This is a genomic window from Nesterenkonia sp. PF2B19 (assembly GCF_001758425.2).
GTDB classification, from domain to species: domain Bacteria; phylum Actinomycetota; class Actinomycetes; order Actinomycetales; family Micrococcaceae; genus Nesterenkonia; species Nesterenkonia aethiopica.
In genome coordinates, this window is the sequence record NZ_MDSS02000011.1 from 71,575 (window position 1) to 88,723 (window position 17,149).

A 17,149-nucleotide genomic window follows, 5' to 3' on the forward strand; every position below is an offset into this window, starting at 1 on the left:
CGCCAAGGCACCTCCGGTGCGGGTTGTGTGCACCTGGGCGGCATGAGAGCAGATCAGCCTGAGCAGGCCCCGGTGTCGATGCGCACCATCGTCCTAGACATCCACCCTGATGGTTCGATGCACGTCACCATCGACGGCAACCCGCTGCCACCCGAGGACGAATGGCCGTGGTCGCGATCGGCGTTCCCGCAGATCATTGACCAGGCCAGCGAGGATCGCAGCCGACCGGTTCGGGTGGAGGTCCATGAGGCCGATGGCACGAGCTTCACCGATCTGCTGCCGGCCCGGCCACCACGTCGTACACCTGAACCTGACCCGGCACCAGAACCGGCGAAGCCGCGCAAGCACCGCACCGGAGCGAAACTCATTGAGGTCACCGCAGAGGGTTTCATCCCTGGTGAGGACATCATCTGCTGCCTGATCGCCTCCCACACCGAGGCCGCACCCGATGCAGCCGCGCGGGCACTGGTGGACCTCAAACAGGTCACGAAGGCTCTCCAGACCGGGAATGGTGAGGTGGTGCTGATCGGTCGCATCTCCGGTCACATGGTCGTGCGGAGTCTGTCATGAGCACCCCGACCGGTCGCCAGTCCGGCACCTTCGGCGATGAGCTGACCAACGCGGCCATGTTCGCCCTGGTCGGATTGTTCGGGCTCGCGCTGATCCTGCGGGCCTCCGGATCGGTGGCTGCCTTCCTCACCGGCGTGGCCCAGCCCGCAGCGGGGCCGGCGGCCGGGATTGGGGTGCTGTTCAACCCCGGCGACCCCGCGACCGCTCTGGACGCGGCTGGGTTGCATCCGGTCGCCTATTGGGCGGTGACCGCGGTGATGCTCGCCGGACTGGTCGCCGCCGGGATGTGGGGGTGGGTGTGGTGGCGTCGCCGCTCCAGGAAGTCTGAGACCGATCCGCGCACCACCGCCGGGATCGCCACCCGCCACGACGTCGCCACCACCGCATCACCCACCGCACTGCTCAAACGTGCCGCGAACCTGCGCCCGTCCCTCGATAAGCCGGGGGCTTCTGATGTGGGGTACCGGCTGGGCGCGTTCCGGGGCACCGAGGTCTGGGCATCAGTGGAGGACTCGATCCTGCTGATCGGCTCACCCCGGTCTGGCAAGGGCCTGCACATTGTGATTCCGATGATCCTCGACGCGCCGGGTGCGGTGATCGCCACCAGCACCCGCCCGGACAACCTCACCGCGACCTTGCGGGCACGGGAGAAGCGCGGCCCGGTGGCGGTTTTGGATCCCCAACGGCTCGCGGAAGGGGTGCCGGCGGGGATGCGCTGGTCACCGGTACGCGGTTGTGCGGACCCGCTGACCGCGATGATCCGTGCCACCGGTCTGGCCTCAGCCACCGGCTTGTCTGCTGGTGGTGTCGAAGGTGGCGGGTTCTGGGAGGGCAAGACCCGTACCGCGCTCCAAGCCCTGCTGCACGCGGCCGCTCTCGATGGCCGGAGCCCGGCTGAGCTGTTCCGCTGGACCCTGGACCCCTCCGCGGCGGCTGAGGCGGTAGCGATCCTCACCAACTCTCCTCAGGCTGCGACGGGGTGGGCGGACTCGTTGGAGGCGATGATCGATGCCGACCCGCGCACCCGTGACTCCATCTGGCAAGGCGTGTCCCTGGCTTTGTCGGCGTTGGCTGACCCGCGGGTGTTGGATGCGGTCAGTCCCGGCCCCGGTGAGTCCTTCGATCCCGAGACCTTCATCCAAGAACGTGGCACCTTGTTCCTGCTGGCCACCGGTGCTGGGGCCGGCAACTCCGCCGCGCTAGTCGCGGCGTTGGTGGAAGATCTGGTGGAAACTGCCCGGCGGATCGCCGCCCGCTCAGCCGGCGCAAGACTCGATCCGCCGATGCTGCTGGCCCTGGATGAGATCGGCAACCTCGCACCTCTCCCGTCATTGCCGACCCTGATGGCCGAGGGAGGCGGCACCGGCATCACCACCCTGCCCGTCCTGCAATCCCTGGCTCAGGCCCGCGAGAAGTGGTCAGAGAACCAGGCCTCCGCGATATGGGACGCCTCCATCGTGAAGATCATCCTCGGCGGAGCCTCGAACTCCAAAGACCTCCAGGACCTGTCCACGTTGATCGGTGAAGGGGACGAGTACACCGACAGCGTGACCTTGGGCGATCATGGCACCCGCCAGAACCAGCGCTCCGTCCGCCGTGTGGCGATCTTCCCGCCGGACCGGCTGCACACCCTCCCCTTTGGCACCGCGGTCACCCTGCTGCGAGCAGCCCCACCGATTGTCACCGACATGCGGGCCTGGCCCGATAGGTCCGATGCTTCCCAGCTGAAGACTGACCGGGGTGAGGTCGAGACCCTGCTGCAACGGCGAGACCCGCGCTCGTAGAGGCGGATGAGGCGAGTGCACCTGGCTGGCACAGCCACCTTCTTGTGAACCGTACTGGGTGTTGTTCCGTCCTATCCGTTCAAGGAGGATTGAACTATGACCACCCACCAGAAGCCTTACCCCGCTGAGTTCCGGGACCGGGCGCTGCGGATGATGGAAGATCACCGCAGAGTGCAGGAATCCTCGCGATGGAGGGCTGCTGAAGCCACAGGTGAGAAACTCGGCGTCTCACCGCACACGCTGCATAACTGGGCCAAGCAATCACGCAGGGATGCTGGGGAAGAGCCCGGTCCCTCCAGTGATGAACTCGATGAGCTGAAGCGGCTACGGCGCGAGAACCGCGAGTTGAAGAGAGCCAATGAGATCCTGAAGTCTACTTCGGCGTTTTTCGCCGCGGAGCTCGACCGTCCCACCACGAGATGATCCGCTACATCGACACCTACAGGGATCATTTCGGGGTCGAGCGCATCTGTCGGGTCCTGGATGCGACAGAAGGTGGGTTCATCACCTCTCGGGGATACCGGGCAGCTAAGACGCGGGTCCGTTCTGCCAGGGAGCTCAAAGACGATCTGTTGATCGGCGAGATCCAGCGGATCTATGCCCAGAATTACAGCGTCTACGGAGTGCGGAAGATCTGGCACGCCCTGCGCCGTGAAGGCTGGGCCGTCGGCCGCGACCAGACTTACCGACTGATGCGCAAAGCCGGGATCACAGGAGCCGTGCGGGGACGGAAACCTCGCACCACGGTGCCCGTCCCGGTGCCAGATCATCGTCCTGATTTAGTGGAACGCAACTTCACAGCACCCGCACCTGGGGTGCTGTGGGTAGCGGATATCACCTACATCAGAACATCGGCGGGGTTCGTCTACACCGCTTTCGTCATCGATGCCTACAGCCGCAGGATCGTGGGCTGGGCGACCAGGTCTTCGATGACCACCGAGGCGCTCTCCTTAGAAGCGTTGGAACATGCTCTGGCCACCGCCAGGCGGCAGCAGAACACCGATTTGGTCCACCATTCAGATCGCGGCGGCCAATACGTTGCTGTGGCCTACACAGAGAAACTCGCTGATCACGGCATCCGACCCTCCGTTGGAACCGTAGGAGATTCCTACGACAACTCCCTGGCCGAGACCGTCAACGGGTTGTATAAGACCGAGCTGATCTACTCCCAGCCGGGTTGGCGGTCCCTGACGGAGGTGGAATTCGCCACTATGAACTGGGTTCACTGGTGGAATACCCACCGGCTGCACGAACACCTGAGGCACCAGACGCCCGCCGAGGTTGAGGCGGCCTACTATGAACACCAGCGGGAACAGACTCCCGCACCCATACCACGGAACTAAACCCAGTACGGTTCAAAGTCTGGATCATCGCCGTGTCGCTGACACTGCTGGTGATGGCCACGGCCGCCGCTGAGCCGTTCAGTCTGTTCGCCTGGGTCTCCTGGACCGCTCTGCTGGCCGCCATCGTCGCAGTCGCCTACGATTCCGCGGTGCCGACGCAATCGCAGCATCCCGCAGGCACCCCTAAGGCCCAGCTGGGCGCCAGCGGTCTTCACCGCAGGAGAGGCAGCATCACTCCCCAGTGGCCACCACCGGGCTCTTCATCGTGATCAGCTGTCCGATGGCATCGGTGTGGTCAATCGTCGCCAGGTTCGGCGCGACGTAGAACTTCTCGGTGATGTACTCCTTACTGTGCCCGCCCTGGGCAGCTGCAGCCGCAAGACCATGCTCGCGTTCGATGGCGGTCAGCACTGTCTTGCGTAGGCTGTGCGAGCGGAAGCCTCCCTGCCAGATGTGCTGCAGGTGAGGCGCTGGACTCATGGCCCACTTAACAGACCGCTCGATCTGGGAGAGGTAGTACGGATTGCCCGCACTGGTGTGGAAGACGTATTCGGACTCCACGATCTGGCTAGTCATCCGTCGCATCAATAGGGTGACCGCAAAGTCCGGCAGCGCGATGCGCAGACTCTTTCGATTCTTCGTCGGCCCGATAGCCATGCCCTTGCCCGGCACGTAGCCAGTTGAGGAGTCAATCATCACCCACGCCACGTCGTCTTCAAGATGAACCTTGTCCCAGGTCAGTGCCAGGACCTCACCGATGCGGCATCCGGTTGCCAGCATGAGATCGAGGATATCTAGGATCGGAGTCCTCCACCGGGTGGGGTGATCGCACCAAGCACGGAAGACTTCGCGGATGGCACCAAGCTCTTCAGGCTCGACGACCTTCGGTGGGGGCGAGGTGTATTCGATCTTGTCCGTCTCCCGCCCCATGTTGAACGGGAGGAGCTCGTGGGAGACAGCGTAGGCACACAGTCTCGACATGATCGTCTGCGCCCTGCGGGCGGTGGCCATCAACGATCCGTCCTTGCCTGGGATCGACCAGAGCATCTCGTTGAGCATCCCCACAGTGATCTGATCCATCGCCCATTCCCCAGCTCGGGGAAGGACATGGTTGTTCACGACGAGTCGGTCGTCATAGATGCTACGCATCGTCGGCTTGCCAGTTCTCTCACTACGTCGCTCCAGATGCTCGAACCATTGGTCGAAGACCGCAGACAACGTGATGCTCTCAGTACCCACCCGCCCGTTGATGATCTGCTTCGACAAGCGGTGCCATTTGTCGTTCAGAGCCGTCTCAGCGCGGCTCTTGCTCTTGGCCCGAGCGGTCAGTTCACGCTTGACCCCTTTGACGTCACGGTAGGAGGCTTTGGCCTTCCAGGTGCCGTCTTCCATCTTCTGGTGTGTGGTCTTTCCACGTTCACCAATCTTCAGGCGCGGTCGTGGCATGTCGATATCCCCTGTGCTGCGAGTTGTCGGAACACGTGCATAGTGTCCGGCACTCGTGCAAAAGGCTGACGAAAAACGGTCGTAAAACGGTCGCGAGGTTCTCAGCAGTCCTGTCGGTGCCGCTCTCTAGACCACTCCGAGAGGCCGGACCAGCAACCACCATCAACCGCCTAGATCCGCATAAACTCGGCGATCAGAGGCAGCGTGATCAGGCTCAGTCCGGTGCTTGTCACCAAGATCGCCGCAGCCAATCTGCCGTCGCCGTCATACTCCTCGGAGAAGATGAACACCGTGGTGGAGGACGGCATGGCCGCCATGAGGATCAGGGTCATGGCCCACACCGGTCCGAGGTGATCCAGGAACGGCAGCACCGCCAGCCATGTCAGCAGGGGCAGGGCCAGGATCTTCACCACGGTGCCCAGCAGGATGGAGCGCTTCGGCACCCCGCCGCTGCGGATGCCCTCCACCGCCGGATGCATCGCCAGGCCCACGGCGAACAGGGCCAGCGGCACCGCCGTCTGCCCCACCATGTCCACGCTCTCGGTGACCACGCCGGGGAGCCCCAACGGAGTGAGCACCAGCAGCAGCGCCGCCGCCATGGACAGCGCCACCGGGTTGATCAGCACAGCCCGCTTCACGATCGGCCACAGCCGGCGCCGCCACACGGACGGGAAGTCCCGGCACGCACCGCCGGCCCCAGCGTCCGCCGCCGTGCCGACGACGGTGCGCACCACCGGATAGCCGGTCATGTAGACCATGTTGTGCACCAGGTGGATGATGCCGGCGGCCAGTGCGGCCTCCGGACCTACGGCGCTCAAGGTGATCGGAATTCCGAAGTAGCCCACATTGCCGAAGGTCGCCGCCAGGGACGTCGGGGCCGCCCCCTCGCGGGCCCGCGGCCCCAGCAACAGCGCAATCCCGTAGGTCGCGGCAGACAGCGCCAGCGTCACCACGGCGGCGATGATCACCGCTCCGACCGGGAACCCGTGCCCCAGCGGGGCGTCCACCACGGCAGAGAAGACGAACGCCGGCAGACCGAAGTAGAACACGAAGGCGTTCAGGGCGCCCTGGGCCTGCCGGAAGCGGGCGGCGAATCCGGCCAGGAAGCCGACGACGAGCACGACGAACATCGGGGCGATCGTCATCAGCATGGAGAGCACCCTCAGATCCTAGGTCATCAGGACCTCGACGACGGCCATGCCCGCACCTCAGCTCGGCGGCTGGGTCAGAACATCGTGCCGACCGGCCGGATGAGCTCCGGGGAGTCATGGCGGACGTTGCCGACCGCCCGATCCACCTCGTGGATCCTCCAGCCGCGGGCCACCTGGACCGCATCAGTGCGCAGCGCCCCGACGGCAACCTCCATCTCCTGCTTCGACCGCTCGCCGGGGGTGATCCACTCGGCGGCGGACTGCGGGGACATCGCCAGCGGGAGGCGGTCATGGAGTCCCGCCAGCTCGGTGAGCACCGCCTCACCCTGGGCCGCCCCCTCGTCGTCAGCGGCGACCGCCGCGCCGTCGTCCTCTACGGCGCCCGTCGCGCCGTCATCGTCTGCCTCCGCCGGCTGCGGCGACGGGCCGGTGAGGATCGTCACCGAGAGCACCCAAGCGTCCTGTCCCTCGGCCTCCCGCTGCGGATCCTTCCACCATTCGTAGAGGCCGGCGAAGAGAATCAGCGGCGCCTGGGCGTCCTGGATGAAGAAGGGCGTGCGCACCGGCTTCGAGGCGCCCTCATCCTGGGTCACCTGCCATTCGTAGTACCCCTGGACAGGCACCGCGCAGCGTCTCCTGCGCACCGCAGAGCGGAAGCTGGGTTTGGAGACCACCGTCTCCGAGCGGGCGTTGAAGGTCTTCGAGCTGAACGCCGCACTCTCGGCCCAGCGGGGCAGCAGCCCCCATCGGGCGGCGTGGACCTCACGGCGCCGACCTTCGCCCTCCTCGTAGCGCTCCACCAGGATCGGCACCGTCGAGGTCGGGGCGACGTTCCAGGACAGCCGCCACGGCTGCGCGTCGTCGCCGGGAAGCTCCCCACCCAGCGACACCTCGTCCATGCCGCAGCTCTCCAGCGCGTCGACGAGCTCTCCGGCCCGCAACGCCATCACATACCGTCCACACATAGGTCCCCCTCAGCGTCGGCCTGTCGGCAGGAGCCTACGCGTTCCACCGCAGCGACAGAACCCCACCGGAGCTGCGCACCCCGAGGTCACCAGCGCACGTGCAGCGCCGTCCGGAGACCCAGCCCGGGCAGGGCGACGACGTCGGGACGACCGGCGAGCACCCCGGCCAACGGGTCATAGGCCGTGCCGGGAGAGGCGGGTGTGCTGGTCGCGTCAGAGCGCACCACGTCGAGCTCGGGATGCAGAATCTCGCGGACCACCTGCACCATCAGGTAGATGACCGCGGCCATATGCAGCACGATCCCCAGGCCATAGGCGCCCTCGATGAGGTGATGTCCCGCGCCGATCTCCCCACCCGAAGTGATCTTCGCGCTCATCAGCCAGACGGCGGCCCAATGGAAGACCTCGGCGGCCTGCCAGACCACGAACGCACGCACCCGCGGTCGGGCCAGCACCACCAGCGGGATCAGCCACATCACGAACTGCGGGGAGTAGACCTTGCCGAGCAGGATGAAGCTGGCCACGATCAGGAAGCACAGCTGCGCCATCCGAGGGCGCGTCGGCGCCGCCCAGGCCAGGTAGGCCACTCCGAGGCAGCACAGCAGGAACAATCCGTTGGAGAGCAGCGAGAAACCTTCTCCGTCGAGACCGAGCCAGCCGAAGGCCAGCCACATCGAGGAGAAGCTGACCTCCCGCTCGGAGGAGAACCGGTAGAACGTGGCCCACTGGTCGAAGGAGGTCACCATGAACGGGAGGTTCACCGCTGCCCAGGTCACCACGGCCGCCACCAGGGTGGCCGCCGCCGAGCGCAGCCGGCCCGCCCGCAGGCACAGCACCAGGACGGCGCCGAAGAAGAACAGCGGGTACAGCTTCATGGCCGCTCCCAGCCCGATCAGCACCCCTGCCCAGACGGGGCGGCCGCGGCCCCACAGCAGCAGCGCCAGCGCCCCCAGGAACACCGCCCACATGTCCCAGTTGACCGACAGTGTGAGGATGATCCCCGGTGCCAGGGCCACCAGCAGCGCATCGGACCGGCGGCGCCCCGCGGAGAACGCCGTGGCCAGGACCGTGCCCAGCCAGCAGAGCACCACCAGGGCATGGTTGAGGTCGTAGAAGGCCAGCACCCGTTCGTGGCCCTCTCCGGTGCCGGGCACGAGCATCGAGACCAGCCCTGCCACCACACCGATGAGCACCGGATACTCCATCACCTGGTCGGTCGGCACATCGTCCACGAAGGGGAAGCGTCCGTCGGCCAGGCCTCGTTCGGTGAACAGCAGGGAGAAGTCCGAATAGCACATGTGCACGTGCTGCCCCGGGTCGATCCACCCGTTGACCCGACACCACTGCACCGCCAGCACCGAGAGGGCCGCGCCCAGGACGGTGGCACCGAGCAGCAGCCACAGGATCCGGGAGGAGCGTGGCGTGGAACGGGTCTCGGCAGCAGGGGTCACCGTGGTCCTTCGTGTCGGTCGGGAGTCTGGGGGTCGGCGGACCCCTGCACAGCATCGGCCGCGGGGGCCATGGCCGCAGATCGGCTCAATTCTTGCAGGCCCACCCATCCGGCGGCGGCATTCCAGGCCTGTGAGGGTCGCCGCATGTCGAACAGCTCAGTGGTGTTCGGGTCGAAGATCAGCAGGTACACCAGATACACCACCGCGACGCCGGCGGCGATCCCCTGGACCACCGCGGTGTCGATCCACTGGGCCACCGAGAGCTGCCCGACCAGAGAGAGCAGCACCATCACGGTCAGCAGCAGGCTCACCAGCACCAGGGACCGCCCGCGATGGACGTGCACCACGGCGAACAGCGGCAGGATCCACAGCACGTACCACGGCTGGATGACAGTGGAGCTGAGCACCACCACGGTCAGCCCGACGCCGGCCCACAGCACCGGATTGCCCACCCGCGGCCGCAGCAGCATCCACGCCAGCAGCGCCGCGGAGATCAGCCGCGCCCCGGCGAAGATCCACGTCGCCGTCTGGTCCGCGTCCTGGCCCCAGACGACGCGGCCGCCAGACCGAGCCCGGTGCCGAGCAGCCCCACCGGCGCCACCGGAGCGATCGCGGACCCGGCTCCCAGGGCTGCGGTGATCCAGCCCAGCCCCACGCCGAGCATGAGCCCCGCTCCGACGAGCAGCCCGGCGGCGAGGGCGCCTGCGAACACCCATTCGCGGATCCTGGCACTGTACTGGCCGGTGATCCGAGTGGGGCCACGCAGACTCAGCAGGACCGCGAAGGGCAGCACCGTCATGGCGATGGGCTTCACGGCCACCGCCGCGGTGAGCAGCAGCACGGCATAGAGGCGCCGGCGGCGCAGCGCGCAGCACATGCCCAGCAGCATCAGACCGATCATCAGCGCATCGTTGTGCGCTGCAGGCAGGAACACCAGCAGGCTCAGCGGGTTCAGCACGCACAGCCACAGCGCCCAGGCCGGTTGGGATCCGAAGGCGCGGGCCAGCCGGGGGATCGCCACCAGCATCAGCGCGATGCCCAGTACGCTGAGCAGGCGGAACAGCGCCACCGAGATCTCCGGGATGCCGCCGGAGAGGAACCAGATGAACTGAGCCAGCAGCAGGAAGAGCGGACCATACGGAGAGGGCGACTGGGCCCACAGTCCGTCAGCGCCCTCCATGAACCAGCCCGGCAGCTCGGAGACCCCCGACTCATACGGGTTCAGCCCGGCGTGCAGCACCCGGCCCTGGGCCAGATAGGAATAGACGTCCCGGGAGAAGATGGGCACGGTGAACAGCAGCGGGGTCCCCCACAGCAGCACGGCACGGCGGATGGTCGACGTCGCGCCGTCGTGCCAGCCGCCCACCCGCTGCGACAGGCGCAGCCAGGAGCGCACCAGAAGCATGGCGCCCAGGCTCAGCAGCACCGCACAGATGATGACACCGGCAGTGGTGGTGCGCAGCGGCAGCAGCAGCGGATGCACCGCCAGCACCGACGACGGCGTCATCGCCAGCCAGCCCACACCCCAGGAGCCCACCATGATCATGAGGGAGGCGAGCAGCCCCTGACGCAACGTGTGCGAGGCGGCGGCCTCCTCGCCGCCGATCAGCCAGGCGGTGCCAGGGAACGCGCCGAGCACCTCGCGGGCGCGCCAGGCGGCCCGCGAGATCAGGGTGTCACGCACGGTCCGCCCTCCGGCCGGTCCCCCACCGTGGACGCTGGAGTCTCAGCGGCGGCAGGTTCCAGCCTTCGTAGACCACCCAGCGCGTCCCCCGGTCGAGGATCCCCATCCACAGCATGCACGCCCAGGACACGGCCAGGGACAGGGCCACCATCTGCTGGTCCATCTCCAGGAACTGCCAGATGGAGAGCTGGTCGGAGGCGCCGAACGCCAGGAAGAACGCGACCGTGAACACGACCCATTTGAACTGCCAGTCCCTCCGGATGCCGGTGACCGCGAACAGGGGCAGCAGCCAGAGCAGGTACCAGGGCTGGATGATGGGCGAGAGCACCACCAGAGCGGTGAAGGCCCAGGTCATCCGCTGGACGACGTGCCGCGGGTCGCCTCGGAACATGAGGAGAAGCACGATCACCACGGACAGCAGCCGCCCGATGAGCTTCAAGGTGTCCAGGGTCCAGTAGGTGGGGATGCCCAGCGATCCCAGCACGGTGGAGAGCATCCCGTCGGCGATCCCCAGCGGCGACCAGAAGACGCTGCCGGTCCCGGTGCCGGCCATCACGGCGAGCCAGCCGAAGCCGTATCCCTGGACGACGCCCACGGCGAGCAGCACTGTGGCCGCGATGCCGGCGGTCCAGGCCCAGTACAGGAATCGCCGTCCCCACCCGGCGGCGGGCCCGGCCCAGAGCAGCCCGATGAACGGCAGCAGCACCATGGAGATGGGCTTCATGCCGATGGAGACGACCACCAGCACCGTGGCCAGCACCCCCTGTCCACGCGCGGCTGCGTAGACCCCTGCCAGTGCGAAGCCGACCATGAGCGCGTCGTTGTGGGCCGAGGAGACGAAGCTGATGATCAGCAGCGGGTTGGCCACGGTGATCCACTGGGCGCGGGCCCCGTCGACCCCGTGCAGCGCCGCCAGCTTCGGCACGTAGACCATGATCAGCACGACGCCGGCCACACAGGCCAGCCGGAACAGCAGGATTGCGAGGTCCGGACTCTCGCCGGCCACCCGCATGACCGCCGCCTCGATCCAGAGGAACAGGGGCCCGTACGGCGTCTCGGACTCGGCCCAGAGGATGTCTGTGCCCAGGTGGAACCAGTTGTCCAGGGAGGAGACCCCGGTCGTATAGGGATCCTCGCCTGCCAGGACCAGGCGCCCTTGGCCCAGATACGCGAAGACGTCCCGGGAGAAGATCGGCAGGGTGATGATCTGCGGCAGCGTCCACAGCAGGACCGCCAGGTTGACGGTGCGCAGGCTGGAGGGTCCGAAGTCTCCCAGTGCCCGTCCCAGGCGCAGCCAGGCGCGGAACATCACCCAGCATCCCAGGGTCAGGGCAAGGGTGCAGACGATGACCCCGGCGGGCTCGGTGCGCAGCGGAATGATCCAGGGATGACGGGCGATCGGCGAGATGCTGACCAGCCAGCCGACGCCGAGGGAGCCGGCGAGGACCAGCAGCGAGCCGAGGAACCCTTCGATGAGCGGTCCGCGAGGGCCTGCCGGGCGGTGGCCGGTGCGTCCCATCTCCGCGAGACGGCGTCCGACGCGGAGTGCGGTGTCGCCGAGGGCTCCACCAGGTCTGCGCTGGGCAGAGGCGGAGTCGTCGGCGTCGGCCACGTCGGTCATCCTCACGAAGATATCACCGCCGCTGCGGCCGCTGAGGCGCCGTCCGACGGGGGCGGCGGGGATAGGGTTGAGCTGTGACTGACAACAGGACTGACACCAGGACCGAGACGGCTGCTGAGAAGAAGGCCTCGCCCGCGGGCGGGAGCGCTGCCGGAGACTGGTCCGGACGCATGGTGTGGATCGACTGCGAGATGACGGGCCTTGACCCCGACACGCATGTGTTGGTGGAGGTGGCCGCGCTGGTCACCGACAGCGAGCTGAACATCCTCGGCGACGGCGTCGACGTCGTCATCCGTCCCCCGGAGGGCTCGCTGGATCGCATGGCCCCGGTGGTGCGTCGCATGCACACCGATTCCGGCCTCCTGGAGGAGCTGGAGGGCGGGGTCAGCCTCGCTGAGGCGGAACGACGCGTGCTCGACTACGTCACGGCCTGGGTCCCCGAGGCCGGAGTCGCCCCCCTGGCCGGCAACTCCGTCCACGCGGACAAGGCGTTCCTGCGCCTGGGGATGCCGAAGCTCACCGAGCACCTGCACTACCGGATCATCGACGTCTCCACGATCAAGGAGCTGGCCGCCCGCTGGTATCCGGAAGCTCGCGACGGGGCCCCGGCGAAGACCGGCAACCACCGGGCCCTGGGTGACATCCGGGACTCCATCGAGGAGCTGAAGCACTACCGGCGCACCGTCTTCCGGGCGCTCTGAGAGTCCTCGCAGCCGATGAGGCGAACATCACACCGGCCTGCGACCGGGGTCGATGTCTCATTCACTCCGAAATGTGTGTAGACTGGTTCGCGCTGCTCGAGCGCTCCGGAGGCCCGGATCGGTCGAGCAGAGATCCGAGAAGGGCCGCCAGGCCGGGACCGGAACATGGTGGGCGTAGCTCAGCTGGTAGAGCATCGCGTTGTGGTCGCGAGGGTCGCGGGTTCAAGCCCCGTCGCTCACCCCATGTCACACGAGGTGTGAACTGCGAAGGAAGAACGCATTCCTCCGCAGTTCACACCTCGTCGTCGTTTCGGGACCTTCTTTCCTGAAGGACCGCCCCGCGTTCACCGGACTCCAGTCGCCGGTCGCCGGTCGCTCCAGGGCATCCTCACCGGACATCCTGTAGATTTCATCGTTGTACATGTCGCGCCTGCGCCGTGCCGACTCCCACGCCACACGTGGACCATGGACCCGGGCCCCGTGGGGTCTGCCTCGCCTGTCGAGGCAGTGCGGGACCACGCCGCCGACGGCAGGACGACCACGCCAGAGAGTACAGCGGGAGGGCACAGCACATGAGCGCAGGGCAAGAGGCCGCAGCGGGCCACGACCAGGACGGTCCCAGCACTTCACAGAAAGCATCGGCGGAGCACAACTGGGCCGGAAACCTGACGTACCAAGCCTCTGAGGTGGCGCATCCGCGATCTGTCGACGAGCTCCATGAGGCGATGACCCGGCCTGGACGCAAGCGCCTGCTGGGCTCGCGCCACAGCTTCAACACCATCGCCGACACCACCGGGACCCTCATCTGCCTCGACCAGATGCCCGCCGTGCTCGAGGTCCACGAGGACTCCGTCACCGTCGCCGGTGGGATGCGCTACGGGGACCTCGCCCCCGCCCTGCATCAGCAGGGCTTCGGGCTGAACAACCTGGCATCTCTGCCACACATCTCCGTGGCCGGTGCCGTGGCCACCGGCACCCACGGGTCCGGCGACCGGGTGGGCACTCTGTCCTCCGCCGTGCGATCCCTGGAGATCATGGCCCCGGACGGGTCCGTGCATACACTGCGGCGCGGCGAGCCGGACTTCGACGGCGCCGTGGTGAATCTGGGCGCACTCGGTGCGGTCATCACCGTGGAGCTGGATGTCGAGCCGACCTACGAGGTGGCCCAGACCGTATTCGAAGCACCCCGGTGGGACGCAGTGATGGAGAACCTGGACGCCGTCACCGGCCTCGGGCGCAGCGTGAGCATCTTCACCACGTGGAGCCGCACCGACGTCGCGGACCAGATGTGGGTCAAGGCTCCCGTCCCTGCCCAGGTGGACCAGGCAGAGACCGATGCGCTCGTCGAGCTGCTCGACGCCCGCGTCGCCGACGGGAAGCGCCATCCGCTGCCGGGAGTCTCGGCGGCGTCCTGCTCGGAACAGGGCGGACTGCCCGGGCCGTGGTACGACCGCCTCCCCCACTTCCAGCTGGAGTTCACACCGTCAGCAGGTGCCGAGCTGCAGAGCGAGTACCTGGTGCCCCGCCAGGACGCCGTCGAGGCATTCGAGGCGGTCCGCGGACTCGCCGACCGTATCCGACCGCTTCTGCAGGCCAATGAGATACGCACGATGCGCGGCGACGACCTGTGGTTGAGCCCCGCTTTCGCCGGTGACACCGTGGGGTTCCATTTCACCTGGCACCCCGACCAGAAAGGTGTGACAGCTCTGCTGCCAGCCCTGGAGGAAGCGTTGCCGGCCTCTGCCCGGCCGCACTGGGGCAAGCTGTTCGCTCTGGACGCCACCGCCCTGCGAGCCCGTTTCCCCCGGTGGGACGACTTCGCGCGGCTACGCCGACACTTCGACCCGGACGGGCGGCTCAGAAACGACTTTCTCGCTTCGGTAGGCCTCTGACCTGGGCCGATGAATGCCTGGCTGCACCGGAGGACAGCCGCCGACACCACTCACATGTTTTTCACAGCAAGTCAGATCACGAGACGATAACGAGCCCGGATCCGCGTCATGGCGCGGATCGTCCTCGTTTCACTGCGTGTCGGCCGGGTTGACGCAATCGTTCTGAGACCTTTTACTGGGTGGCGGACATCTTCCGTGATGTTGACGTGATCTGGACGTACCGGATCGGCGACGTCGGCGTCACGGAAGCGCAGGGGCCGACAGACTCCCCGTCACCGTCCGTTCAGTCGGCCCTGTGTACGTGATCGCGATTCGACGTGAAAGAAGCTGGACGGTGACATGACGACGGCCCGGGAGGGTCCGAGTGTCGGGGACTTCGGAGCTACTGCCTTATGCAGACCACCAAGACTTTCAAGAAGATCGTGGGCGGCGGCCTGGCTGCTGCCACCCTCGCCGGCGTCGGCGTCGCTGCGGCGGCCCCCGCCGCCAACGCCTCGGGCGTCTGGGACCAGCTGGCCCAGTGCGAGTCCGGCGGCAACTGGTCCATCAACACCGGAAACGGCTACTACGGCGGCCTGCAGTTCTCCCTGCAGTCCTGGCAGGCAGTGGGCGGCTCCGGCTACCCGCACCAGGCCTCCAAGCAGGAGCAGATCCACCGGGCCGAGAAGCTCCAGGCCATCCAGGGCTGGGGCGCGTGGCCCGCCTGCACCGCCAGCCTCGGCATCTCCGGCAACCCGGGCACCTCCACCTCCTCCGACGCGGGCAGCGACGAGGCCCCGGCCGAGGAGACTCAGCAGGAGGCCCCGCAGCAGGAGGAGGCCCCGGCTGAGGAGACTCAGCAGGAGGCCCCGCAGCAGGAGGAGGCCCCGGCTGAGGAGACTCAGCAGGAGGCCCCGCAGCAGGAGGAGGCTCCGGCTCAGGAGACTCAGCAGGAGGCCCCGCAGCAGGAAGAGGCTCCGGCTCAGGAGGAGGCTCCGGCCCCGTCCTCCCCGTCTGCCCAGCCGAACACCGAGGTTGAGGTCTCCGACGAGACCTACACGATCGAGGCGGGCGACTCGCTGTCCTCCATCGCCGACGCCTGGGCATCGACGACTGGCAGGACCTGTGGGGCGCCAACGTCGACGGCATCGACGACCCGAACCTGATCTTCGTCGGCCAGGAGCTCAAGCTCCCGGTCTTCTGATCAGCTCTCTGATCCCCCAGGACAGCGGTTCATCCCGCTGATCCGCCGCTGCCGCAGCTGAAGGCGGCTCCCCGTAGGCTCCTGACCTGTGGGGAGCCGCCTTCAGTGTGTGTCGGGGACGAATGGCTCAGTCGAGGGCGGTCAGGGCAGCACAGCTCAGGGCAGGGCTCCATGGCTCGGTACGAGCATCACCAGCGCGCCGCCAACGCGTCAGCATGCAGGGCTCCCCCACGCAGGGTCAGCACCACACCGCCGTGCAGATCCGTCCGATACACGGCGGCACCCTCAGTCCGGAGAGCCTGCAGGATCGACGGAGCCGGATGCCCGTAGGTGTTGTCCTGTCCCACGCCGATCAGGGCGACACGGGGACTGGTGTGCTCGATGGTCTCGGTGCCGCCGTTGGCGGCTCCATGATGCGCAACCTTGATGACGTCCACATGCTCCGGCATCGCTCCGGTGAGCACCGCCAGCCGTGCGGCGTCCTCCTCGAGGTCCCCGGTCGCCAGCAGGCGCAGCGGATCCTGCGAGCCGCCCGGCGCCTGAGGCTCCGCGTGGGGGTCCTGCAGCTCGAACAGCACGACGAGCGAGTTGTCGTTCGGCTCCGGATGGTGCTGATGGGCCAACCACACCTGCCACTGCACCTCTGCGACATCGTCCGCTCCCCCGCTGTGTCCGACGACGCCCTGCTCGGCCCGCCGCACGGGCACCTCACCGAGCGCCTCGGCAAGCTCAGACTCGTGATGAGGGGCCCAGTCGGCCGTGCCGCCGTGGAGTACCTCGCCGACGTCCCGTCCTCGCACCACTCCGGGGACCCCTCCGTAGTGATCTCGATGCTCATGAGTGACGAACAGCATGTCCACGGTGCCCACACCGAGACTACTCAGGCATCTATCGGCGGCCTCCGGGTCCTCCCCCGCATCCACGACGGCGGCGGCAGTCGGCCCGGTGCGCACCACGAGCATGTCGCCCTGCCCGACATCGCACATCGCCGCCGTCCAGTCCTCAGGAGGGGCGGTGAGGCCTTCCAGGGGCGCCGGGAGCACCATGGCGGCCAAGGATCCCAGCAGGGCGGCAGACAGCCACACAAGGGCTCCTGTGCGTCGCAATGCTGCCACCCCTCCCCGGGAGGCATCTCCGACGCGCCCTCCGTCCTGCGCACTGCCGGCACCACCGGCACCGCCCGCCTCGCGCCCTCCTGCCATGAGCCGCCGGGCCAGCAGGAGCACCGTCACCACGTACAGACACACCAGGACCGTCCCGGTGAGTCCCTCCGGCCACGCAGCCAGGGCACGCGGCAGGCCCGCCGCCGTCCGGCCGATCCACCCGATGGCGGCCGCCGGAAGGGCGCACAGGCCCAG

14 protein-coding genes and 1 tRNA gene are annotated in these 17,149 nt (G+C 67.5%); 7 read left to right on the forward strand and 8 right to left on the reverse strand.

Annotated features, from left to right (window positions below; genetic code table 11):
• Positions 1-42: 42 nt before the first annotated feature.
• The 3 genes from BCY76_RS05375 to BCY76_RS05385 all read left to right on the forward strand — a co-directional run bounded on the left by BCY76_RS05375 (position 43) and on the right by BCY76_RS05385 (position 3,697).
• Positions 43-570, forward strand: coding sequence for a hypothetical protein (locus BCY76_RS05375; RefSeq protein ID WP_070160948.1), 528 nt, complete (start codon positions 43-45; stop codon positions 568-570).
• On the forward strand, positions 567-2,354 hold the full coding sequence (locus BCY76_RS05380; RefSeq protein WP_070160869.1) for a TraM recognition domain-containing protein: 1,788 nt from the start codon (positions 567-569) through the stop codon (positions 2,352-2,354). Before BCY76_RS05375 ends, BCY76_RS05380 begins: the two co-directional genes overlap by 4 nt.
• Before the next feature lie 96 nt (positions 2,355-2,450).
• A protein-coding gene (locus BCY76_RS05385; protein WP_139827630.1) for an IS3 family transposase occupies positions 2,451-3,697 on the forward strand; the annotation gives its coding sequence in 2 pieces (ribosomal slippage) (positions 2,451-2,748 and positions 2,748-3,697; 1,248 coding nt in all).
• Between the two features lie 231 nt (positions 3,698-3,928).
• Here the strand turns inward: BCY76_RS05385 and BCY76_RS05390 are convergent.
• The 7 genes from BCY76_RS05390 to mptB (BCY76_RS05420) all read right to left on the reverse strand — a co-directional run bounded on the left by BCY76_RS05390 (position 3,929) and on the right by mptB (BCY76_RS05420) (position 12,015).
• Positions 3,929-5,089 (reverse strand): tyrosine-type recombinase/integrase, encoded by a 1,161-nt coding sequence (locus BCY76_RS05390; RefSeq protein ID WP_070160863.1) that lies wholly within the window; start codon positions 5,087-5,089, stop codon positions 3,929-3,931.
• 224 nt (positions 5,090-5,313) lie between these two features.
• Positions 5,314-6,294 (reverse strand): AEC family transporter, encoded by a 981-nt coding sequence (locus BCY76_RS05395; protein ID WP_237089982.1) that lies wholly within the window; start codon positions 6,292-6,294, stop codon positions 5,314-5,316.
• Positions 6,295-6,368: 74 nt separating this feature from the next.
• Complete coding sequence (locus tag BCY76_RS05400; protein WP_237089981.1) at positions 6,369-7,241, reverse strand: SOS response-associated peptidase; 873 nt, start codon at positions 7,239-7,241, stop codon at positions 6,369-6,371.
• Positions 7,242-7,345: 104 nt separating this feature from the next.
• Positions 7,346-8,710 (reverse strand): glycosyltransferase family 87 protein, encoded by a 1,365-nt coding sequence (locus BCY76_RS05405; protein ID WP_070160857.1) that lies wholly within the window; start codon positions 8,708-8,710, stop codon positions 7,346-7,348.
• A complete protein-coding gene (locus tag BCY76_RS05410; protein ID WP_070160855.1) occupies positions 8,707-9,180 on the reverse strand; it encodes a hypothetical protein in 474 nt (157 codons plus the stop codon). Before BCY76_RS05410 ends, BCY76_RS05405 begins: the two co-directional genes overlap by 4 nt.
• 23 nt (positions 9,181-9,203) lie before the next feature.
• Positions 9,204-10,394 (reverse strand): polyprenol phosphomannose-dependent alpha 1,6 mannosyltransferase MptB, encoded by a 1,191-nt coding sequence (gene mptB, locus BCY76_RS05415; protein ID WP_085437295.1) that lies wholly within the window; start codon positions 10,392-10,394, stop codon positions 9,204-9,206.
• On the reverse strand, positions 10,387-12,015 hold the full coding sequence (gene mptB, locus BCY76_RS05420; RefSeq protein ID WP_170922597.1) for a polyprenol phosphomannose-dependent alpha 1,6 mannosyltransferase MptB: 1,629 nt from the start codon (positions 12,013-12,015) through the stop codon (positions 10,387-10,389). The genes mptB (BCY76_RS05415) and mptB (BCY76_RS05420) overlap by 8 nt, the downstream gene beginning before the upstream one ends.
• 170 nt (positions 12,016-12,185) lie before the next feature.
• Here mptB (BCY76_RS05420) and orn point away from each other — a divergent pair, with 170 nt between their 5' ends.
• The 4 genes from orn (at position 12,186) to BCY76_RS19840 (ending at position 15,753) form a co-directional block, all read left to right on the forward strand.
• Positions 12,186-12,716, forward strand: a complete 531-nt coding sequence (gene orn, locus BCY76_RS05425; protein WP_085437298.1) for an oligoribonuclease — start codon at positions 12,186-12,188, stop codon at positions 12,714-12,716.
• 168 nt (positions 12,717-12,884) lie between these two features.
• Positions 12,885-12,960 (forward strand) — tRNA-His (locus BCY76_RS05430).
• A 328-nt stretch (positions 12,961-13,288) separates the two neighbouring features.
• The gene (locus BCY76_RS05435) at positions 13,289-14,608 is read left to right on the forward strand and encodes an FAD-binding protein (RefSeq protein WP_085437297.1); all 1,320 of its coding nucleotides are present in this window, start codon (positions 13,289-13,291) and stop codon (positions 14,606-14,608) included.
• Positions 14,609-15,000: 392 nt separating this feature from the next.
• Positions 15,001-15,753, forward strand: a complete 753-nt coding sequence (locus tag BCY76_RS19840; protein ID WP_170922598.1) for a transglycosylase family protein — start codon at positions 15,001-15,003, stop codon at positions 15,751-15,753.
• A gap of 226 nt (positions 15,754-15,979) precedes the next feature.
• Here the strand turns inward: BCY76_RS19840 and BCY76_RS05445 are convergent.
• Positions 15,980-17,149 (reverse strand): ComEC/Rec2 family competence protein (locus BCY76_RS05445; RefSeq protein ID WP_139827631.1); only part of this gene is annotated, 1,170 nt, incomplete at its 5' end.